This window comes from Embleya sp. NPDC025285 (assembly GCF_055558835.1).
Map to the genome: position 1 here is coordinate 1 of NZ_JBVHLU010000072.1, position 20,312 is coordinate 20,312.

The 20,312-nt window shown below is 70.2% G+C and carries 18 protein-coding genes and 1 pseudogene; 9 read left to right on the top strand and 10 right to left on the bottom strand.

Annotated elements, in window-relative coordinates; genetic code table 11:
• Positions 1-392 precede the first annotated feature (392 nt).
• The 4 genes from ACZ4FV_RS35650 to ACZ4FV_RS35665 all read right to left on the bottom strand — a co-directional run bounded on the left by ACZ4FV_RS35650 (position 393) and on the right by ACZ4FV_RS35665 (position 3,312).
• Positions 393-1,334 carry an arsenic resistance protein gene (locus tag ACZ4FV_RS35650; RefSeq protein WP_402239527.1) on the bottom strand — a complete coding sequence of 314 codons (942 nt, stop codon included), beginning with the start codon at positions 1,332-1,334 and terminating at the stop codon, positions 393-395.
• Positions 1,335-1,534: 200 nt separating this feature from the next.
• Complete coding sequence (locus ACZ4FV_RS35655) at positions 1,535-2,245, bottom strand: cation efflux transmembrane domain-containing protein (RefSeq protein ID WP_395860110.1); 711 nt, start codon at positions 2,243-2,245, stop codon at positions 1,535-1,537.
• A complete protein-coding gene (locus tag ACZ4FV_RS35660) occupies positions 2,242-2,580 on the bottom strand; it encodes an ArsR/SmtB family transcription factor (protein WP_395860108.1) in 339 nt (112 codons plus the stop codon). The genes ACZ4FV_RS35655 and ACZ4FV_RS35660 overlap by 4 nt, the downstream gene beginning before the upstream one ends.
• A 66-nt stretch (positions 2,581-2,646) precedes the next feature.
• On the bottom strand, positions 2,647-3,312 hold the full coding sequence (locus ACZ4FV_RS35665; protein ID WP_395860106.1) for a DNA-binding response regulator: 666 nt from the start codon (positions 3,310-3,312) through the stop codon (positions 2,647-2,649).
• Positions 3,313-3,379: 67 nt separating this feature from the next.
• On the opposite strand from ACZ4FV_RS35665, the gene ACZ4FV_RS35670 reads away from it, so the two are divergent.
• Together ACZ4FV_RS35670 and ACZ4FV_RS35675 are read left to right on the top strand one after the other, a co-directional pair.
• Positions 3,380-4,228, top strand: coding sequence for an oxidoreductase (locus tag ACZ4FV_RS35670; protein ID WP_395860104.1), 849 nt, complete (start codon positions 3,380-3,382; stop codon positions 4,226-4,228).
• A gap of 299 nt (positions 4,229-4,527) precedes the next feature.
• Entirely contained in the window at positions 4,528-4,866 is a 339-nt protein-coding gene (locus tag ACZ4FV_RS35675) for a VOC family protein (protein WP_395860102.1), read from the top strand.
• 194 nt (positions 4,867-5,060) lie between these two features.
• On the opposite strand, the gene ACZ4FV_RS35680 is transcribed toward ACZ4FV_RS35675, so the two are convergent.
• Positions 5,061-5,897, bottom strand: a complete 837-nt coding sequence (locus tag ACZ4FV_RS35680; RefSeq protein WP_402239533.1) for an NmrA family NAD(P)-binding protein — start codon at positions 5,895-5,897, stop codon at positions 5,061-5,063.
• Positions 5,898-5,924: 27 nt separating this feature from the next.
• Positions 5,925-7,520, bottom strand: a complete 1,596-nt coding sequence (locus ACZ4FV_RS35685; protein WP_465324552.1) for an MFS transporter — start codon at positions 7,518-7,520, stop codon at positions 5,925-5,927.
• Positions 7,521-8,212: 692 nt separating this feature from the next.
• Between ACZ4FV_RS35685 and ACZ4FV_RS35690 the strand changes: the two are divergent.
• Positions 8,213-8,546, top strand: a pseudogene (locus ACZ4FV_RS35690) (ABC transporter permease); the annotation flags it as partial.
• Positions 8,547-8,744: 198 nt separating this feature from the next.
• Here ACZ4FV_RS35690 and ACZ4FV_RS35695 read toward each other — a convergent pair.
• The 3 genes from ACZ4FV_RS35695 to ACZ4FV_RS35705 all read right to left on the bottom strand — a co-directional run bounded on the left by ACZ4FV_RS35695 (position 8,745) and on the right by ACZ4FV_RS35705 (position 12,987).
• Entirely contained in the window at positions 8,745-9,524 is a 780-nt protein-coding gene (locus tag ACZ4FV_RS35695; RefSeq protein ID WP_395860096.1) for a ferritin-like domain-containing protein, read from the bottom strand.
• A gap of 802 nt (positions 9,525-10,326) precedes the next feature.
• Positions 10,327-11,652, bottom strand: coding sequence for a hypothetical protein (locus ACZ4FV_RS35700; protein WP_402239542.1), 1,326 nt, complete (start codon positions 11,650-11,652; stop codon positions 10,327-10,329).
• Between the two features lie 516 nt (positions 11,653-12,168).
• Positions 12,169-12,987, bottom strand: a complete 819-nt coding sequence (locus ACZ4FV_RS35705) for an alpha/beta fold hydrolase (protein WP_395860094.1) — start codon at positions 12,985-12,987, stop codon at positions 12,169-12,171.
• A gap of 416 nt (positions 12,988-13,403) precedes the next feature.
• Here ACZ4FV_RS35705 and ACZ4FV_RS35710 point away from each other — a divergent pair, with 416 nt between their 5' ends.
• From ACZ4FV_RS35710 to ACZ4FV_RS35730, 5 genes are all read left to right on the top strand, one after another.
• A complete protein-coding gene (locus tag ACZ4FV_RS35710; protein WP_395860093.1) occupies positions 13,404-13,694 on the top strand; it encodes a hypothetical protein in 291 nt (96 codons plus the stop codon).
• 270 nt (positions 13,695-13,964) lie between these two features.
• On the top strand, positions 13,965-14,816 hold the full coding sequence (locus ACZ4FV_RS35715) for an SDR family NAD(P)-dependent oxidoreductase (protein ID WP_402239547.1): 852 nt from the start codon (positions 13,965-13,967) through the stop codon (positions 14,814-14,816).
• Between the two features lie 226 nt (positions 14,817-15,042).
• On the top strand, positions 15,043-15,438 hold the full coding sequence (locus tag ACZ4FV_RS35720) for a hypothetical protein (protein ID WP_402239550.1): 396 nt from the start codon (positions 15,043-15,045) through the stop codon (positions 15,436-15,438).
• A gap of 633 nt (positions 15,439-16,071) precedes the next feature.
• Positions 16,072-16,788: a DUF3152 domain-containing protein gene (locus tag ACZ4FV_RS35725; protein WP_465324556.1), complete on the top strand. Its 717-nt coding sequence runs from the start codon at positions 16,072-16,074 to the stop codon at positions 16,786-16,788.
• A 330-nt stretch (positions 16,789-17,118) separates the two neighbouring features.
• The gene (locus ACZ4FV_RS35730; protein WP_465324558.1) at positions 17,119-18,081 is read left to right on the top strand and encodes a hypothetical protein; all 963 of its coding nucleotides are present in this window, start codon (positions 17,119-17,121) and stop codon (positions 18,079-18,081) included.
• A gap of 287 nt (positions 18,082-18,368) precedes the next feature.
• Here ACZ4FV_RS35730 and ACZ4FV_RS35735 read toward each other — a convergent pair whose 3' ends face one another.
• Complete coding sequence (locus tag ACZ4FV_RS35735; RefSeq protein ID WP_395860945.1) at positions 18,369-18,662, bottom strand: winged helix-turn-helix transcriptional regulator; 294 nt, start codon at positions 18,660-18,662, stop codon at positions 18,369-18,371.
• Positions 18,663-18,857: 195 nt separating this feature from the next.
• On the opposite strand from ACZ4FV_RS35735, the gene ACZ4FV_RS35740 reads away from it, so the two are divergent.
• A complete protein-coding gene (locus ACZ4FV_RS35740) occupies positions 18,858-19,877 on the top strand; it encodes a zinc-binding alcohol dehydrogenase family protein (protein WP_465324560.1) in 1,020 nt (339 codons plus the stop codon).
• Positions 19,878-20,312: the final 435 nt, after the last annotated feature.

The window sequence follows — 20,312 nt, forward strand, 5'->3', positions numbered from 1 at the left end:
TCACCCCAGGGACTGCGAGGGTCCCCGGTTCCGGCTTCTCGTCGCGACGACGGTGGTCACCCACCGTCACCGAAACGCGTCCCCGAATTCGGCGGTGGCGATCGTGTCGAACGGGATGGTCGACGTGGAACCGATCGCCTTTCGTTGAACTTTAGTCACAGGAGTGTCACGGTCATCACCAGCGAATTCTGCATTGCCAAGTCTTTACCAAGTCGGCTGTTTCCTTTTCCCTTTATCAAGGGAAAAAGTCGTGAATTCCCTAAAGTCGATCTTGGGTCGTTTTGGTAATATCCGGCCGCCCGAGCCCGCCGGCGGCCCAACTCCACGAATGTCACCGAACGTATGCGATGCGTGAGCCGTCGGCTGAGATCCCGGTCGGTGGTGCGGGGCCGTCAGGGGGTTGGCAGGAGTTTGGGGATCGCGCGGACGTAGACGACCATGCCGACGACCTCGACCAGGGTCTGGGTGACGACGACGAGGCCGGCGAGGGTGAGGCGATCGGGCAGGGACAGGGCCAGGGGGAGGACGACGAGGGAGTTGCGGGTCGCGCCGGTGAAGACGACGGCCCGTCCTGCGGGCGTGTCGAGGCGGAACAGCCGCGCGATCACGAGTCCGGCGAACGCCATCACGACCAGGAACAGTACGTAGAAGGGCATCACCTCGAGGACCGGGCCGAGTTCGTCGTCGAACCTGGGGATCTGGGAGGCGACCACGACGATCAGGGTGGCGGCCATCAGCGGCACCATCGCGGTGTTCGCGGCGTCGGTGAAGCGTTGCCCGGCGCGCTGTCGCGCGGCCCATGCCTGGGTGGCCCAGGCGAGGGCCAGGGGGATGACGATCAGGACGACGAACGCCTCGACGAACGGTCCCGCCTCGACGGTGTCGGCGAGTTCGGGGCCCATGAACAGGAGTAGGAACAGTGGGAGCAGGAGCATCTGGGCGAGCAGGAGCAGGGGGGTGGCGGCGAGGAGGCGTCCCTTGTCGGCGCCGGCGAGGCCGCTGAAGACGATCACGTAGTCCACGCACGGGCACAGGAGGACCAGGAGTACGCCGATCCGGACAGCCTGGTCGTCGGGCAGGAACGCGAACATCGCCGCGACCACCAGGGGTACGACGGCGAAGTTCACGGTCAGTGCGGCGGCCAGGAATCGGCCCGCGCGCAGGGCGCGCACCAGTTCGGCGGCGGGGACTTGGAGGAATGTCACGAACAGCAGTGCGGCCAGGACCGGATTGATCGCGTGTTCCAGTCCCGGACCCATCGACGGCAACACCCACCCGGCGAGGCCGCCGGCGGCCATCGCCCCCAGGTGGATCGCGACTTGGTGGTCCTCCATGACCGCGACCGGCTCCCGTGGCTCCTGCCGTGACACCCGAACACTCCCGTTCCCGATCCGAACCACCGCGCGAACCGGCCGGTTCGAACACCCCATCCTGCCGGTTGCCGACCCGCCGTGCGCGCCGGGCGGGCGGGGGTCACCCGCTGTGCGCGGGGTCGACAGCGGGGCGGCCGGGGGGCGCGTGGTTCGCTGGGGGTTCAGGTGCAGCAGGCGCAGCCGGGCCGGCAGCCGCAGGTGTCCTTCTGCTGTCGCCGGGTGGGGAGTTCGACGGGCGGGGTCGCGCAGCAGCCCTTGCCCTGCCAGGCGTCGCGGCCTTCCTTCGCGGCGATGGCGGCGATCACCAGGGCTGCGACGGGGTCGGCCCAGGACCAGCCGAGGGTGGTGTTGAGGATCAGGCCGATCAGGAGCACGGCGGACAGGTACGTGCACAGCAGGGTCTGCTTCGAGTCGGCGACCGCGCCGGCCGAGCCGAGTTCGCGGCCCGCGCGGCGTTGCGCGGCGGACAGGAACGGCATGATCGCGAGCGAGAGGGCGGCGATGACGATGCCCGGCAGGGAGTGCTCCGCCTCGCCGCTGACGGCCAGGGCGCGGACGGCGTCGGCGCCGACGCAGGCGGCGAGCGCGAAGAAGGACACGGCGATGATCCGCAGGGTGCGCTGCTCGCGCGCTTCGCGCACCGTGTGCTCGCGGGCGGAGAACTGCCATGCGACCGCTGCCGCCGAGGAGACCTCGATGACGGAGTCGAGGCCGAAGCCGACCAGCGCGGTGGAGGAGGCGAGCGTCCCGGCGGTGATCGCGACGACGGCCTCGATCACGTTGTAGGTGATGCCGGCGGCGACCAGGAGCCGTATTCGCCGGGCGAGCGCATCGCGGCGGGCGGGGGAGGGCCCCAGGGATATCACGGTCACGGACAGCAGCCCTTCGCCTCGGCGTCCGGACACGCCGCGGCCGGGTCCACCGCCAGGACGACGCCCAACAGGTCGCCGAGCGCGTGCGCGAGCCGTGGGTCGGCCAACTCGTACCGCAATCGGCGTCCCTCGGGGATCGCGACGACCAGGCCGCAACCGCGCAGACACGTCAGGTGGTTGGACAGGTTCGTGCGCGATACGCCCAGGGCGTCCGCGAGTTCGCTCGGATAGGCCGGGCCCTCGCGCAACGCCAGCAACAAACGCGAGCGTGTGGGGTCCGACAGCGCGTGACCGAAACGAGCCAACACCTCACCCTGCGCCGAAACAGTCATCATACGCTGAACAATACAGTCGATGCTGAATAGTCTGGAACGGGGGTGGCGGATCGTTCGGCCAGGGAATCAGTGCGACAGCCCTAGCTCGCCGGCTCGCAGTCCGGCCTGGAAGCGGGAGCCGGCCTCGAGTTCGGCCATCAGTTCGGCCACGCGCCGCCGGTAGGTGCGTAGTGAGACGCCGAGGCGTTTCGCCGCCGATGCGTCGGTGAGGCCCGAGCCGAGGGCTTCGAGGATCCGGCGGCCGTCGGCGTCGAGGTGCGGGACGTCGCCGCGCAGGTAGGTTTCCGGATCGACGGCGGTGTCCCAGATCGCCCGGAACAGCGAGTGCACTCCGTCGACCAGGATCTGCGACGTCGTCACCGTGTACTCGCGACCCGTGGGGGTCTCCGGGCCGGCGAGAATCATCACCCGCCGGTCGATGAGGATGGTTTCGTGCGGCAGCGGCGAACGGCTGATCCGAACGAGAGCGCCCTTGCTCCGTACCAGCCGCAGGTGCGCGCGGGCCTCCTCGTCGGCGAGTGCCACCGGGCTGAGCAGCTTCCGAGGAGTGAACTCGGCGGGATCCGCGGCGCGCATGCGATTTCGGACCGCGGCTCTGGCTCCCGGGTGGGACCAGGTCTTGAGGTCCCGGGCGGCGCACAGGAATTCGGTCCGCGCGGACTCGAAGAGATGACCTGCGCGCGCGGTCAACTCCGCGTCTCCGCGTACCGAGAACACTTCTTCGTTCCGCATCCGACCAGTGTGGCAGCTTGCTGCCATGAGCTCGCCGGGCGTCGTGGCGGTGGACACCATGAGTGTCATGACGATCAAGACTTTCTCCCTCGGCGGGGAACTGACGATCAACCGGCTGGGCTTCGGGGCGATGCGCCTGGCCATGGGCACCTTCGCCGGTCCGACGCGAGACCCCGAGACCGGAATCGCGGTGCTTCGCAGGGCAGTGGAGCTGGGCGTGAACCACATCGACACGGCCGGCTTCTACGGCAGGGACTCGGTGTGGGCCAACGAGCTGATCCGTAGGGCTTTGGCCCCGTACCGTGAAGACCTGGTGATCGCGACGAAGGTGGGGCCGTTGCGCGGACCGAACGGTGTGCCGAGCGGGCAGGCGACGGCCGATCAGCTCCGCGGCCTGGTCGAGGCGGATCTGCGCTCTCTGGGTCTCGACCGGCTCGACCTGGTCTATCTGCGGGTCGGCGGGATAAGCGGACCGGGTGGCGAGTCGATCGCCGAACGGTTCGCGGTTCTGGCCGAGCTCCGCGCGGAGGGGCTGATCCGGAACCTGGGTGTCAGTAACGTCGACGCCGCCCAGTTGGCGGAGGCCCGGGGGATCGCGCCCGTCGCGGCGGTGCAGAACCGGCACGGTGACGACTCGGTCCGGCCGGCGGAAAGCGAGGAAGCGGGCATCGCGTATGTACCGTACTTTCCACTCGGCGGTGGCGTCGGCAGCGGCCCAATCGACGCCGAACGGCTCGGCAAGGTCGCGGCACGCGTGGGCGCGACCACCGCGCAGGTCGCGATCGCCGCGCTGCTGGCGGAGTCGCCGTCGGTGCTGTTGATTCCCGGCACGGGCTCTGTGGACCATCTGGAGGAGAACCTCGCGGCGAACGACCTCACTCTCGGCGTCGAGGACTTGTCCGACCTGCGAGGCTGAACGGTCGGCTCGTTCCGGCGAACCGGCTCGACCGCCGCGCCCGTCTCCGCCGCCCGCCCGCCCGACGTCCCGGGCCGCCGGCGGGCGGCGCGGGGCGAAGAAGGCACACCCGAGCAGCTTGGTCACGGCGTCGATGGCCGGTTGTGTCGGGTTCGGTTTCGATGGCGCGTTCTTCGAACCGTCGTACTTGCTCCGGCCGCGGCCGCGCACCGACGGCCGCCTCGGCCTCTCGCTTCGCGACCCGAGCCGGGCCGTGGGGTGCGCCGAAGGAGTGGCCCTGGCCGGCTAGGGTGGACGCCATGTACACCGTCGACTTCGTCGAGTTCCCTTCCGACTCGGCAGCCGCCACCGGCACGTTCTTCCGGGATGCGTTCGGGTGGACGTCCACCCCCTACGGTCCCGCCTACACCGACGTCGGCGGAGCCGGGATCGGCGTCGGTATCCAGGCGGACCCCGACCAGCGGACGGCCGCGGCGCTCGTCGTGGTGCGCACCGACGACCTGGACGCGGCCCGGACCGCGGTCGTGGCCGCGGGCGGGGTGGTCACCGTCGAGGCGTTCGACTTTCCCGGCGGACGCCGCTTCCACTTCCGCGAACCGGGCGGGAGCGAACTCGCCGTCTGGCAGCCCGCCGACTGACGCGCGGCCGACGCCCCTGGACAGTCCGTCCCTTCTCTCAGCGGGACCACCGACGGCCGAAGTCCAGGGCGGCGATCTCCTCGCCGGCGATCCCGTCCGCTCCGCCGACCGCGGCCGGCGGGCGCACCCCGCCGGCCGCACTCGCCGCTTCTCCGTCGTGTCGTTCGGAGGCCGCGCACCAGGCCGTTGCCGAGTCAGTTGCCGGCGGTGGTCCGGGGCGGCGCCTTGAAGCGGTCGGCGTGTTCGGCCACCCACTCGGCGAACGTGCGCGCCGGGCGACCGGTCACCCGCTCGACGGTGTCGACCACCGTCTTGGACTCCTCGCTCGAAGAGGCGTACCAGCCGACGACGTATTCGGCGTCCGCACGGGACACGCCGTCGGCGATCAGCCTGTCGACCGCCTGTTGGTGGGTGATCCGGACAAAGGTCACGTCGCGGCCGATCGCCCGGGACAGGATGGCGAGCCGTTCACGCGAGGTCGGTGCTTCGGGCCCGGTCAGGTTGTACGCGCGCCCCGCATGCCCCTCGTCGAGCAGCGCGGCCGCGGCCACCGCGCCGATGTCGGCCTCGTGCACGAGCGCGCTGGGAAAGTCGTAGGGCTCCCGCACGACGCCCTCGGCCCGGATCGACTCGACCCAGGTCAAAGTGTTGGACATGAACTCCTGCGGTTCCAGGCGTGTCCACTCCACACCCGAATCCGCCACGGCCTGCTCCACCGGCCCCACCCCGCCGCCCCACACCACGGTGATGCGTCGCACGCCCGCGTCGACCGCCCGCCGCACCAACTCGGGCCCGACCTCGGCGAGTCCCGCCGTCACGGTGATGTGCAACCGGCTGACGCCGTCGAAGGCGCCATGCAACTCCCGCGGAGCCGTGTGGGTGCCGGTCACCAACTCCGTGCCCGGCGGAAACCGCCCCTCCGCGGCGGCCGGGTTCCGCGTCAGTGCCCGGACGTGCTCGCCGCGTCGGACCAGCTCTGCCACAACGTGCCGACCGGTGTTCCCGGTGGCGCCCGTTACCAATGTCGTCATGAGGGATCTCCCGATTCCGAAGGGTTGTCAGGTGGTCGACAGCGAGTTCTCGGCGGTCTCGGACTTCGCGTCCCGCTCCGGCGTCCCGTCGTCCGAGGGTGTGGCGCCGCGGCTCTTACGCAGCATGGCGAGGGCGAGGGCCGCGCTGGTCGCGGTGATGACGGCGCACGCGACGCCGATGACGTTCAGCCCGTTGGTGTAGGCCTGCGCGGCGGCGGCCAGCAGGTTCTCCGAAGGCTCGGTGGGCAGGTCCCGGGCGGCGGTGACGGCGTTCTCCATGCTTGCCTTCGCGGCATCGGCGGCGCCGGGGGTGGTGTCGGCGGGCAGGTCGAGCGAGTCGCGGTACACGGCTGCGCCGAGGCTGCCGAGTGTGGCGACGCCGAGCGCGTTTCCCAAGTCGCCGCAGATGGAGGAGAGGGCCGCCGCGGAGCCGCCCCGCTCCGGCGGCACGGACCCGACGACCAGGGTGGTGCCGACCGCGCCGAAGGTCCCGACGCCGATGAAGATGATCACGAACGCGGCCATCAGCAGCGGCAGTCCGCCGACGGGATCGACGAAGACGAGCATCAGGTAGCCGATCGTGCCGATGAGCAGGCCCACCCCGATGACGGTGCCGAGCGCATGCCGTTTCGCGAGCACCGGCGCCAGTTGCGCGGCGATGATCGATGCAATCGCCGACGGCACCATCCACAGCCCCGCCTCCATCGGCGAGAGTCCCTCCACCATTTGGAGGAAGCCGGAGATGAAGAGGTAGCCGCCGCCGGTGGCCAGCATCGAGACCATCAGAATCAACAGCGCGGCGGTGAACGCGCCGACCCTGAAGAGCTTCAGGTCCAGCAGCGGCTCGGCCAACTTGCCCTGCCGCGACACGAACAGGACACCGATGGCGATACCGACGCCGATCGCGGCGACCGGGGCCGACGCGAAGCCGTAACGGGCAAGCTCCTTCAGCCCGTAGATGATCGACAGGATCGATGCCAGCGACAGCACCACACTGAAGAGGTCGATCCGGCCGGCCTCGGCATTCTTGTACTCGGGCAGGACCAAGGGCGCGACGATCAGCAGCACCGCCATGACGGGGACACCGAGCAGGAACACCGAGCCCCACCAGAAGAACTCCAGCATCACGCCGCCGATCGCCGGGCCCAGGGCCGTGCCCCCCATGAAGCAACCGGCCCATACCGCGATGGCGCGGCCACGCTCGTACGGGTCGTGGAACATGTTGCCGATGAGGGCGAGCGTCGACGGCATCAGCGTCGCGGCGGCGACGCCGAGCAGCGCGCGGGTGACGATCAGGGCTTCCGCGCTGGTGGAGTAGGCGGCCGCGACGGAGGTGATGCCCACTGCCGTGGCGCCGATCATCAGCAGCCTGCGGCGGCCGATGCGATCTCCCAGCGCGCCCATGGTGATGAGAAAGCCGGCTATCAGAAAGCCGTAGATGTCCATGATCCACAACGTTTGCGTGCCGGTGGGCCGCAAATCCTCGGCGAGATGCGGCAGCGCCAGGTACAGCACACTCTGATCGAGGGATATCAACAGCGTGGGCAGGGCCAGTACCGCGAGCCCCAGCCATTCCCGGGGCCCGGCCTTTCGGGAAGGGGTCTCGGGAGCGATCGATGACATCGATGACCTTCCTAGCTCTGTGGTGCTCGGCTTTTGCTGCTCGGTGCGCGTCGTGCTCGATTCGTAGTGATCACCACCCTGCGCTGTGGCGCTCTCGACGATCTCTCGGTCCGCTCTCGGTCGGCTCTCGACCTCGCGGGTGCCGTCAGGCGGAGGGCAGGGTTCGGGCGGCGCCGAGCCCGACCCGGCCGGCGTCAGGTGTTGTTCCGCGCCGGGCTCGTCCCGGCCTGCGTGACCTCGGGCGATCGGGCCGTCCGACGGCTGCCCTGCGGTGGACGGCGTCCAAGCCGAGCCGACAGGGGCGGGGTGTGCCCGTCGCATGCGCGGGCGGGACCGGGTGATGCTTGGGGGTGGAGTGGCTTCACCGACGTGCGCCATCCGGCGATGTCGCGGACTCTCTCGGCGACCGCCACGCCACGAGCCGTGGCACCCGCCGCTGCGCCGGACCCGGCGTCGGCCGCCGCCGTGCCGTCGCTGCCCGTCGCGTTCGGCGTCCCGGCCCGACCCGCGGCGGGGTCGGATCGCCACGAACCGGCCCGGCTCGCGAGACTCCCACCGGAGGGCGGATGTCCGAGTTTCGACGGATGCGGGGGCGCCGTCGCCGGGTTCCTGGGCGGCCGGGAGGGTTACGGTGACCGTCAATCCGCCGCCTCCCCGGAGTTCGGCGTGGATTTCGCCGCCGTGGGCGCGGGGTCATCACGGTGCTCGAACGTCGTGCCGAGGTCGGTATCCGCCGCGCGCTGGGGGCCACACGCGGCCAGATCCGTGCCCGGTTCCTGGTCGAGTCGCTGATGCTGTCCGCACTCGGCGGGTTGGCCGGTGGCATCCTGGGGACGGCGGTCACCAGCGGGTACGCGAGCACTCGCGACTGGGACGCGGGTGTCCCGGCCCGGGCGACGGCGGGCGGCTTCGGCGCCACCCTGGTCATCGGCGCCGTCGCCGGTCTCTACCCGGCGATCCGCGTTTCGAGCCGTCCCGACGGAGGCCCTGGCCGCGGCTGCCCGCCGGCGCAATTCGGCATCATGATGCGGGGATCGGCGGATGGTTCCGCAGGGGGTCCGCGAACGAGGCTTGTGCCGTCGCCCGAGCGCTACCGACAAGGAGCCGGCCGCCATGCCGACCGCTTCCGACGACGGACCAGGTGGTCCGTCCCCAGGGCACGTTCGCCGGCCGTCACGGGTGCGGGCGTTCTCGTGCGGGGCGGTCGGCGCGTGGGTGGCGGAGCTATACGGTTCGGGGTTCGGTGGGTCTCGGTCCCATGGCGTTGACGCGCTTCGGGGGGCGCAGGTCGACCATGCGGCGTGTGCCCCACAGCCGGTCGTAGGCGTACGCCGCGTGGATGCCGACCTTCAGGGCCAGTCGTCGACCGCGCGACCAACGGAGCAGCTGACCCATGTGGGCCATCACTGCGAGGCTCACATCGCGGTTCACCTTGATTTCGGCGCGGGCGGTCTTCCGCAGGGCGTGTCCGATGTCCGTCACACAGCCGCGCGCGGACAGGCGCAGCAGCTCCTCGTGGCAATACGCGAGGTGGTTCTCCTCGTCGTCGCAGATCATCCGAATGCCTTTGCCGATGTCGGGATCGTCGCCGAGGTATCGGCGCAACATCCGCATGTCCTCGGCGGCGCGCTGCTCGGTGACGCGGCTGTGCACCAGGTATTCGACGATGTCGACCTCGGTCATCGGCTCGCCGCGGCGCAGCCGGTCGTGGGCGAGGCCGAAGCCTTGACGTTCGAGCAGCATGCAGTAGTCCGTCTCGGGCGGGACGTCGACCGGATCGAGTCCGCGACGGCGCAGCATGGCATTGAAGATGCGTCCGTGCTTGTCCTCGTCGGCGCCGTGCCGCGCGATCTTGGGTGCGAGTTCCGGGTCGGAGACCAAGGCGGCGATCCGCCCGTTCTCCCACCCGCCCTGGCTCTCGCCTTTCGCCGCGATGCTGCAGAACAGGCGGAATGCCTCGTCGTCTCGGTGGATCTCCCGAAGGATGCCGCGGGGGCTGAGCATGACCGGGCCCTCCATCTCCGCAGGCACTGCGTGTGCCGCTGAACTCGGTCATTGGACCAGGTACGGGAACAATCGTCGGATGAGCATGCATACCACCTCGTGGTAAAGCGAAACCGGGCGATCGATCTACAACCGTTTGCCGCGATCACCGCCGACGACGGTTCCGCCATCGTTCCCTTCGCGCCGGTCCGGCCCGGTAGCGTCACCGAGGGCAACCAGATCAAGGATGAGCGGCGGTGCCGGGTGGATCCCGGCGTGGCTCGTAGTGGCCGATGCCCTTTCGAGCACGGCGGCCCGTGCACCGCCCGCTCGGCGCAATGGCACTCCCCGAACGCGCGGCCTTTCGAACGCGCGGCCTTCACCGCCAAGGCGACGTGCTCTGCTCCGTCGGGAATCAACGGCGGTCGGGGTCAATCGGCCGCGATCTTACGAGATCAGCCCCGCCCCCGGGGTCGCACTGCGGAGACCGAGGCCCACCGCTGCCAGGACCGCGCACCTCGCACCTCGTCCGGCGTCAACCGTCCGTCCCGCAACGCGACGGCGACCCAGTCGACCGGTCCGAGGCCATCGCCTCACTCGCCGTTCGCCGTGCCGACCGGAAGGGCGACACGGCCGCAGCGAGCGTGTCGTCCGGCAGCACACCCAGGGCCCTCCGCAGTAACTCGGTCGAAGCATGCGCCCGTTCGCGCATCGCTTTGCACGCGGCTCGACGTCCCGGCAGCGGTGGCACGCGAGGGCGTACCCGCCGTCATGTGGCGGGATGCGGCCTCGCTCCGGGCTGTCGCGCCGGCGGCGCGAGGGCTCAACCGGTCTGCTCCAGCCGCGACTGTGTTTCCTTCCGCAGGGCGTGAGACGGCGGCAGGGGACCGGCGGCGACCGCACCGCGACCGGGCGTGGGAGCGCTACGGGCGGCGGGACCCAGGGTTTCGGACAAGAGTCGCAACATCGCCGGCGCCTTCGCGTCTGCTGTGCGGGCCTCTTGGGATCGAGCGGCGTCGGTCTCCGACGCGAGCAGACTCGTCCGCGCTGTTCGAGCGGCGGTTCCGGGTTGCCCACGGCCGGACATGTCGGCGGTCGTCTCCGCGCCGGTACCCCTCGAGGAGGGAGCGCGCGATGCCTTGGATGCGGAGGATGGGGCGGAGCGCCGCCCCCTACCCGAGTTCGGATCGACCCGGCCGGCGAAGTCCTGGGCGGTGGCCACCAGTCCATCGGCGGCGTTCATGAACGCGTCGAGGTCGAGGGGCGAGGCTTCGACGTACAGCTTGGCGACATCGCTCGCGTCATGACCGAACAGGGAGACGTCGACGCCGGATTCACCGAGAGCTTCCTGTTTGCTGTGGGTTGCGTACGGGCTCACCTGCGCCCGGACACGCTCGTCGTTCACATCGGCCCAGCGCGGGTCACTTTCCAGCGGATGGGGCTCGGACATGCGCGCCAACTCACGGTGCGCGTGCCAGGTCAGCAAGGCCGCGTCTCGTTTCCACAGGTCGGCGGGGAGCTGACCCAATTCCCGTGCGGCGGACGCGTATTCGGCGGACGAAGGTTCGGCCCGGTCCAATTGCCGCCAGAGCTCGGCGGCCTTCTCGGCATCGGCCGCACCCACTCGCGCAACGGTGACCCGGTCGTGCAGGAACTCTCGGGCCGATGCTGCCGTGGCGCGGTCGGTTGTCAGGGCGTCGGGCAGGAACCTGTGCGCCGCGTCCTCGCGCATGGCAGGCGTGTGGGTGTTCTCGTGCAGTCCGATGTGCAAGGGCGAGACCAGCGGGTGTTTCACGTCGAGTCCCAGGCGGCGGGCGTACTTGTCCACCCACGCCTGCCCCTGGAGGAACAACGGATGACGCATCTCGAACTCGACCTCAAGGGTCGTTTTCAGGTATGCGTTGCGGGCGGGCACACTCAGAGCGGGAAGATTCTTCGGGACCATGCTGTAGGTGTCCGGGGCCAACTTCCCAGGGCTCAGCCCCCAGAGGTGGCCGCCGGTGATCGCGAGCACCTTGGACGCGTACAGGGGGTCGCTTCCCGCGGTGGCCGCATTCGGTGTCAGGTCGACGGCGACATTGCGACCGGTGTACATCTCGAACATTTCGGCAACGGTGTGATTGAGCTCCCTGGCATCGCGGGCGTCCACGACGCTTTGGTAGAAGCCGTCGTCCGGGGTTATGCCTCGAGGCGCCCGACGCGCGGGAGCCGGCCCGGCGGCCGAGTTCGCCACGAGGGCGTTGTGGGTCTGCTCAGCCTGCCACAGTGCCTGGGCCACCCCGGGAATCTGGCGCCACAAGGGGATGGGTGAAGCGTCGGGCCCGTCGTACAACGAGATCACCTCTCATCTGACCCGCATTGCGGCGGTCCGAAGTCGGGTCGGTGTACGGCGGTTTCGAAGGACGTACCGCTTCGCCCGGCGGCCGATGCCGCCGTGACCCCCACACCGGAAGCGCGAGCATAGTCGGCCCGGGTCGGCGGGGTGGTCGATACTCCGTCCTCGAACCGGCTTCGTTGTGGCGGCGCCGGCGGCGGTGGACCTGCCGAGGGTGCGGGTCGCGGGTCTCGCCGACCTCGCGGTGCCGGGTGGGCTCGCGAGGTCGGCGTGTTCGCGTGGTCGGTGTGTCCTTGAGGTGGTGGAGGGCCGGGCGCGGATGGGAGTCGGTTACAGGGCCTCCCGCAGTCGGACGGTGAATTGTGCGGGGTCGTCGACGAAGCCGGTGTGGTCGCCGGGGAAGAGGACGGGTTCGCTGCCGAGCGCGGTGGCCAGGGCGCGGGAGGTGCGGTCGCAGAGTTGGCCCGCGGAGGTGTCGCCGATGCCGACGATGATGCGTGTGGTCGCCGATCGGAGGGTGGTGGGGTCCGGTCGCCAGTGGGTGGTGGGGCGCAGTTCGTGCGCGAACCAGCGGAGTTCGTCCGCCTCCTCGTGCGGGGCTCGTTCGCCGCCGAACATCGCCTCGATCGCACCCTCGGGCAGTGCGATGTCGGCCTGGGCCATGAATTTGCTCCAGGCACCGGTGACGTCGCCGGCGAGGCGGGTGGCGATGATGTCGTCGGTCCCGGCGTGGAGGCGCTCGCGGTCGTCGAGGAGTTCGACGAGCGGAGGCTCGTGGGCGACGACGGTGTGCACCTGGTCGGGTCGGGTCTGGGCGAGGGCCAGTGCGGTGACGGCGCCGCCGCTGGAGCCCAGGACGGCGGCCGGCCCGAGGTCAAGGTGCGCGATGAGCCGGGACAGGTCGTCGGCGCGCAGGTGCGGGGTGGAGTCCTGGTCGGGGTCGTCGACCGGGCTGCGGTTGATGCCTCTGGGATCCGTGGTGAGCACGGTGTGGTCGGCGGCGAGCAGGTCGGCCATCGGCGCGAAGGCGGCCGCGTCCATCGGGGCGCCGACGAGCGCGATCAGCGGCCCGGTGCCGCGCACCTCGTAGTACAGGCGTGCGCCGGGAACCTCCAGGGTGCCGGTCGTGATGCAGACGTCTGCGGTCATGGTGTCCTCCTCGGACCGGGCGGTGTCGCCCGCTCGAACGGGATTGCGGGGCGATTTCTTCGCCCCTTGCCATGACGACGAACGAGACACGGCTCGATCGACACGGTCGTCGAAACTTCCTCGGCCACGGGGGTGACCGCCGCGCGGGACGGCGGCCGGACCGCGCACCGACGACGCGGTGCGCGGCGTAGCGGCCGGCCGCGAGCCCGCGGCCGTCCGCGCACCCAGGACAGGTGCCGCGGACGGCGCCGCCGATCGTGCGTCTCGGTCGCCGGTACGGAGCCGTCCGCGTACGCCGACCGAAGCCCGCTGCCGCCAGGCGCGCGGCGGGTCGGCGTCCGGAAGTCGGGAAAGATCTTCCCGGTGTCACTCGCGCGCAGTACGGTGCAGGGCCGATGATCTCGGAGGTGAACCCCATGTGGGTCATCCGTGAATGGCGTGACGGCGACGGACACCGCGTCAAGGTGGTCTTGGACCCGATCCGGGCCGCGCGGTCGGACGCCGAACTCCGGGAACGCTACCGCCACATCCTCGACCACGTCACCGAGCCGGAACCGGCCGTGATCGAGCGCGTCGAGCCGGCCGGCGTCGGCGCGTTCGCCTCGGCACGCCGCGAAGCCCCCCGCACCCGCCGCTACCTCGTCGGGCTCGACGACCTTGTGCCCGGCCTGCTGCCACCCGACCTCGACCTGCGGCCGTCGGCCTGACGAGCCCGAACATCGACCGTCACCTCGCCTGGTCGGTGTCGTACCGCTCCACGCTGCTCTCATCGTTTACCACGGCTTAACGACCCTTGCCCGGCTTCGCGTTGTTCGCCCGAGCAGCCTCGCGGCACGCTTACAGGCATCCGAACCGCCCGTCCCGATGGCACGGGGAAGCGGAAGTGGCGCAGGTCACGGAGCTGCGCCTGTCACAGGGGTCGAGTGGTCGGTGTCTCGTGCTCCAACAGCGACACCAACAATGAACGGGAAGACATCATGAGCAAGGTCTGGTTCGTCACCGGTTCGTCCCGCGGCTTGGGCCGCAGCTTCGTCGAAGCCGCGCTGTCCCGCGGTGACAAGGTGGCCGCGACGGCCCGGGACACGGGAAGTCTCGACGACCTGGTCGCCGCCCATGGTGACGCCGTGCTTCCGCTCGCAATGGACGTGACCGACAGGGCGGTCGTCCTGGAGAGCGTAAAGCGGGCCAAGGAGCACTTCGGCCGTCTCGACGTCATCGTGAACAACGCGGGCTACGCCCGGATCGGCGCGATCGAGGAGCTGACCGAGCAGCAACTGCGCGACCAGTTCGAGACCAACATGTTCGGCGCGGTGTGGGTGATCCAGGCCGCATTGCCCTACCTGCGCGAGCAGGGTGCGGGGCACATCATTCAACTGTCCTCGGTGGCCGGGCTCATCGCCATGCCGCTCGGCGGTGCGTACCAGGCATCCAAGTGGGCGCTCGAAGCCCTGAACGAAACGCTCGCCCAGGAGGTCGCCGAATTCGGCGTCAAGGTGACCGTGATCGAGCCCGCCGGCTTCGCCACTCGGTCCGGCAAGAACCCGGACCCGCTCGCCAACGGCCACGTGTCCGAGGCAGACCCGATCTACGACGGTCTGCGCCGGCGCCTCGCCGAGGTCATGGGCAAGCAGCCCGGCGGCGACCCGGCTGCGGCGGCCCGGGCCCTCCTCAAGATCGTCGACTCCGACAACCCGCCCCTGCGTGTGCTCTTCGGCCGGGGCTTCCACCCGATGCTTCAGCAGGTCTACGCCGACCGGCTCAAGACCTGGTCCGACTGGGAGGACCTCTCGGCCGAGGCACACGGCAGGCTCGACCACGAAGATCGGTGACGTCCCAACCGAGTCTCTTCGAAGGGGCGGGCCCGTGCGGCCCGCCCCTCGGGGAATCGCGCCCGGCGACGCCGTGGTCGACGACATCCACCCCGTCGACGAGTCCACACGAGGTCGTTTCCTTCCGGAGGGGTCGGCGAGCGACGGGCCGAGGAGCGCGGATCGACACCCAACGCCCGAGACTCCGGTGGTCGTTGGGAGTCGGCATGGATCCGGCGGCGAACGGGTGAACCTCGACGCGGGCGTGGTCGCCTCCCGCGCAGGGCGGGTATCGCGTGCCAGGCGAGTGGATGGTATTCGCGTCGGACCGTTCCGGGAGCCCAGTGTGCGCCGTGCCGCAACGATGTTCGCAGCGTTTGCCGCCACGGGTGCGATCACCCTCACCGTGCCCGCCTGTGCCTCCGCCGCCAAGGGAACGATCGTGTTCCTCGATACCGGTCGGGTCGTCAACAACCCCGGTGGCTGCTACAACGCCAAGGCCATGCCCCTCGCGGTCGCGAACAGGACGAGCGAATACGTTCTGATCTACAGCGGGCCCGACTGCACGGGAAACCCGGTCAGGGTCGTCCCGCCGGGCGGCCGGGCAACGGAGGAGTTCGGCTCCAGCCTGTACGTCGACTGACCGCGCGGACCCGGCCGGGGCCGCGCGGTGTCCCGCCGCAGGCGTCCTTGTCGGCCCCGGGACGCAAACGTCTTCGTCGGTCCCGGGACACCGCAGCGGTGGCCATCGCCGAATTGGCGGGCCTGCCGTCGCGCATCTCCGCCCACGAAGCCAACTCGCCCCCGGTCGACCTGGTGCGCGAAAGCTGCCGCGACGCCGGATTCGAGCCCCTGCTCGGACCACCCTTCACCACCGACCAGGACACCCTCGCCGCGATCGGAACCGGCCGACCCGGTTGGACGGTGTTCTACGCCGCCAAGTACGCACGCTGCCCACCATCCGCACCGTGTTCCGTCCGTTCAGCGCGCCCGCTCCGGCGCTGCCGACAGCGCTCGCGGTACGCCCGAACGCGTCCGTACGCCGCCTCGCCGCACTCCTCCACGCCCGTCGGATCCCGGCCGATCCGGCACCCCACGCCCTCGGGCGCTCGCGACCTGCGCAGTGTGGGAAGCGTGAGGGTGCCCGGCAAGTCCCCCGCCCGAAAGCGGCATTCGCGCGTGCGAGAGGATACCGATCGTCCCGGACGCGAGCCCCGGCTCGCCTCGGCGATCGACGGATACCAGAGCCGGGCGAAGACGGGGAGTGGAAGCAACCGTGAACTGGGCACGCAGAACTCTCCCGCCGGCCGTCCTGGTTGCGGGCCTGCTCTTGACGACGGTCGCCTGTCAACCAAAGGACAAGGAATCCGAGAAGTACGTCACCGCCGCCGCGGACACACGGCCGTACGACCAGTGGCTTGCCGCGCGTTCGGAGATACCGGCCGACCTCGCGCTCTCCGGGCAATTCCTCACCGTGCCGGGCCAGGACGCGGCCAAGGGCGGAAATCGGGTGCTGCGTTATCGCGTGCAGATCGAGAAGGGCCTGCAGATCGACGCGCGATACCTCGCCCGTGCCGTGCACGAGACGCTCAACGACGCGCGAAGTTGGGGAGGTGACGGAACGATCGGCCTGGAGCGGGTGAGTTCGGGTGCGTCTTCCTTCACCGTGACCGTGGCCAGTACGGGAACGGTCAACTCGTGGTGCGCCAAGGACGGTTTGGATACCGGTGAACAACGGGTTTCCTGCAACGTCGCCTCCACCCGCCGGGTGATGCTCAACGCGTGGAGATGGGGAACGGGATCCTCCACCTACGGCGATGATCTGGCGAACTACCGACGCATGCTGATCAACCACGAGGTCGGCCATCGACTCGGTCACATGCACGAGACGTGTGAACGGTCGGGCGCTCCCGCGCCGGTCATGATGCAGCAGACACTGACCCTCGTCACCGGCAGCGCCACGTGCGCGCCCAACCCGTGGCCACGTCCGTAGTCGGCGCGGTCGGCACCGAACGTTTCGAGCGGCAGGGCGCCTCCCGACGAGTCGACCAGGACACCTTCGGTGTTCGTGCGCGGGGTGGTCGGCCGGGAGCAGGCCTCGAAGTTGTCGGCCCCACACCCAAGATTTCGCTACCTGGAGTACTAGGCAACGGCAGAACCCGAGCGCAGGATGGTTCGACGGGGTTGGTCAGCCCCTCCGGGGAGCCGCGACAGCGGTGAACCGGCTTTCGGGGCCTGTCGTTCGACAGTGTCGTCGGGCTGTGGGCAGGCTCCGAGCATTCGGCCGGGCAACGGCGCCCGAGCCTCATTCTCGGAGGAAGCAGTGACCGTCACTCATCTCGGTGACAGACTCAACGGCGAGTCCGTCACCATCGCGGCGTCGAGCCCCCGAATCAGGGCGTGGTTGCAGGACATCGCGACCGTGGATCGCATTCATCACCATCTGGGAGCACAACTCCGCAACGGGACCACGGATCCGGGCGCGAGACCGCTCCGTGCCATGCGTCTGCACAGCGACGACGCGCAGGCCTCGATCCTCGCGGCCGTTCGCTCGGCCGCGGCGGAGCCGAACAGCGTCTCGCTCGCCAAGGAGGTGAACGACCACGCCTTGCGGTGGGCGGATGCGTTGGCTCGCCTGACCGCACACGCGGGATGGTTCGGCCACCTCTGTGACGCACTGATCGCGACCCACCACGTCGTGCGAACCGGCGCCACCAAACCCTGCGGTCGCTGCGGGATCCATGGCGAACGCGTGGTGCTCACCAGCCCCTACCCCGGTGTTCTGGACCGGGTCACCGTGTCCTGCCGAACGTGTGGCAGTTCGACCCAGCACCCGTACGGCGAACCCGGTCCCGAGATCGACATCCGCGTCCGCTCGGGATCCGGCTCCGCCGTCCTCGAGATCGAGTCCGTCGCCGAGGCACGAGCCCTCGACTGTTCGACGATCCACTTCCAGTTCGCGCCCGGCGTCGTCGATGGCGGCCCCTCGAAGCCGCTGCCCATCGACCGGGTCCGGCTGGAACCGAGCGGGCGCTTCGCCACGACGCTGGACCTGCCCGACGTCCCGGGCGCGGGAGCCGAACTCCAGGCGTTGTGCGTGAGCGGATTCCAGGTCTCGACCCGGCGCTTCGCCGTCTCGGACGCGGCCACGACCGCTCCTCCTCGCGTCGTGAAGCCCCGCCGGGGAGGCTCCCGCAAGGCCGACCCGAAGCCGGCCGCGGTGGCCGCGGTGGTCGCTGAACCGTCGATCGACGCCGTGCGCACCGTGAAGGCTTGGAAGGCATAAAGGTCCTCATCAAGGCGCTTCCCGTGCGCGGTGGGTGACGAGGCAGACGGCGATGCCACGGCCGTCCACACATGGACGGCCGTGGTGCGCTGTGCGGGCCCGCTCAAACCGAGGTACCGCGCGCGTACTCGACCGGGCGGGCGTACCCGGCTCGGACGGCATCGCGTATCGCGGGGCTCGGACGACGTCGCGTATCGTCGCGGGCGCCGGCGCGGCGGCCGCCCGGGCGTGGATCCGCCCGAGCAGCAGGTCGTTGTCGCTGTTCAGGCGGATGGCTGCCCCGGCGCTCAGGCGGGCGCGGGGAAGCGGGCTATGTTCTGCTCCACCCAGGTCCGCAGGTGCGCGAGCGGTGCGCAGGCGTCGGTACCCAACGGGGTCAGGCTGTACTCGACGCGCAGCGGCACCTCGGCGTAGATCTCGCGGTGCACCAGCCCGTGGTCCTCCAGACGGCGCAGGGTCTGGGTGAGCACCTTCGGGCTGATTCCCTGCAGGCGGGTACGCAATGCGCCGAAGCGCTGCGGGCCCTGTTCCAGTGCGCCCAGGGCGAGCGCGCTCCACTTGTTGGCGAGCAGGTCGAGCATGTCGCGGCATGGACACGCTGCCGCGTAGACGTCGACGGGATCGCCGCATTCGCCGGTCTTTGTGGTCATGGCCTGCATGGTATCCGATGGGTACTTGTTGTCCTTGTGGGTAACCACTTCCCTTCGCCTACCGTGTTTTCGGCCCGGTGGGAATCCGGTCCGGGCCGCAGCCACACTTCGACGCGAGGACCCCTGATGAACGCGATCCCTTCGACGATGCCCGCCGTCGCCTACCGCAAGAGCCTCCCGACCGACGACCCGGAGAGCCTGCTCGACCTCGAACTCCCCGTACCCGCCCCCGGACCGCGCGACCTGCTCGTCCGGGTCGAGGCCGTGGCGCTCAACCCCGTGGACTACAAGATCCGGCAGAACGCCGACCCCGGCGGCGAACCACGGGTGCTCGGCTGGGACGCGGCCGGCACGGTCGTCGCGGTCGGCGAGCAGGTGCACCTGTTCTCCGTCGGCGACGAGGTGTTCTACGCCGGCGCACTGAACCGGCCCGGCGCCAACGCCCGCTTCCACGCCGTGGACGAACGCCTGGTCGCCCGCAAGCCGGCCGCGCTGTCCTTCACCGACGCGGCGGCGCTGCCCCTCACCTCGCTCACCGCCTGGGAGGGCCTGTTCGACCACCTGGAACTCGCGGACGCCACCGGCACCCTGCTGGTCACCGCCGCGGCGGGCGGCGTCGGATCGATGGTCGCGCAGCTCGCCCGGGCTCGCACGGGGCTGACCGTCATCGGCACCGCGTCCCGCCCGGAGACCGCCGACTTCGCGCGGCGGATGGGCGCCCACCACATCGTCGACCACCACCAGCCACTTGCCTCGCAGCTCGCCGAAGCGGCACCCGACGGCGTGGACTACGTGTTCGGCACCACCGGCACCGAACGCAACCTGTCCGTCTACGCCGACGTGCTCAAGCCCTTCGGCGCGATCGTCGCCGTCGACGACTTCGACTCCTTGCCGATCGGCATGCTGAAGGCCAAGAGCATCGCCTTCCACTGGGAGTTCATGTTCACCCGGTCGATGTTCGCCACCCCCGACCAGCAGGAGCAGCACCGTATCCTCACCGAGGTCGCGCGGCTCGTCGACGCGGGCGCCGTCGTCTCCACCGCCACCCGCGACCTCGGTCCGGTGAACGCCGCGAACCTCCGCGAGGCACACCGGCTCCAGGAATCCGGCGGCACGATCGGCAAGCTCACCCTCACCGGCTTCTGACGGAACCGGACTTCGGCCCGCGCCATTCGTCCGCCGGACGGCGCCGGGACCGGTCCGCGGCGATTCGGACCGCCCGGTTCTTCGCTGTGCCGCGGCTCCGCACGGATTCACCGGTGCCTGAATGCGGGTCGCGGGCCATCCACCCGACCGGGAATTCGGCGGCCGGCAACGCAATCGTGAATTCGTGGGTCTCGGGCTCCCGGGGACCGACAACGGCTGACGCTCGACCGCCGACCGCCGACCGCCGACCGAATCTCGCGTGTGGCTGCGCGTCGGCGTCGAATGGGCGCGGCGGTCTCGGGTGGTCCCGGCGATTGGGCGCGGCGGTCTCGGGTGGTCCCGGCGATTGGGCGCGGCGGTCTCGGGTGGTCCCGGCGATGAGAACACTCACCGGGGCCGCCGCCGGGTCGCTCGTCGGCGGGCGAGGTCCGATCG

Bases quoted from the DNA above. Each gene is read 5' to 3' on its own strand.
- ACZ4FV_RS35710 (WP_395860093.1), top strand. From the start codon at position 13,404: ATGTGGGTCATCCGTGAATGGCGTGACGGCGACGGACACCGCGTCAAG.
- ACZ4FV_RS35680 (WP_402239533.1), bottom strand. From the start codon at position 5,897: ATGACGACATTGGTAACGGGCGCCACCGGGAACACCGGTCGGCACGTT.
- ACZ4FV_RS35735 (WP_395860945.1), bottom strand. From the start codon at position 18,662: ATGCTCGACCTGCTCGCCAACAAGTGGAGCGCGCTCGCCCTGGGCGCA.
- ACZ4FV_RS35695 (WP_395860096.1), bottom strand. From the start codon at position 9,524: ATGCTCAGCCCCCGCGGCATCCTTCGGGAGATCCACCGAGACGACGAG.
- ACZ4FV_RS35670 (WP_395860104.1), top strand. From the start codon at position 3,380: ATGACGATCAAGACTTTCTCCCTCGGCGGGGAACTGACGATCAACCGG.
- ACZ4FV_RS35705 (WP_395860094.1), bottom strand. From the start codon at position 12,987: ATGACCGCAGACGTCTGCATCACGACCGGCACCCTGGAGGTTCCCGGC.
- ACZ4FV_RS35660 (WP_395860108.1), bottom strand. From the start codon at position 2,580: ATGATGACTGTTTCGGCGCAGGGTGAGGTGTTGGCTCGTTTCGGTCAC.
- ACZ4FV_RS35740 (WP_465324560.1), top strand. From the start codon at position 18,858: ATGAACGCGATCCCTTCGACGATGCCCGCCGTCGCCTACCGCAAGAGC.
- ACZ4FV_RS35675 (WP_395860102.1), top strand. From the start codon at position 4,528: ATGTACACCGTCGACTTCGTCGAGTTCCCTTCCGACTCGGCAGCCGCC.
- ACZ4FV_RS35650 (WP_402239527.1), bottom strand. From the start codon at position 1,334: ATGGAGGACCACCAAGTCGCGATCCACCTGGGGGCGATGGCCGCCGGC.
- ACZ4FV_RS35685 (WP_465324552.1), bottom strand. From the start codon at position 7,520: ATGTCATCGATCGCTCCCGAGACCCCTTCCCGAAAGGCCGGGCCCCGG.
- ACZ4FV_RS35665 (WP_395860106.1), bottom strand. From the start codon at position 3,312: ATGCGGAACGAAGAAGTGTTCTCGGTACGCGGAGACGCGGAGTTGACC.
- ACZ4FV_RS35715 (WP_402239547.1), top strand. From the start codon at position 13,965: ATGAGCAAGGTCTGGTTCGTCACCGGTTCGTCCCGCGGCTTGGGCCGC.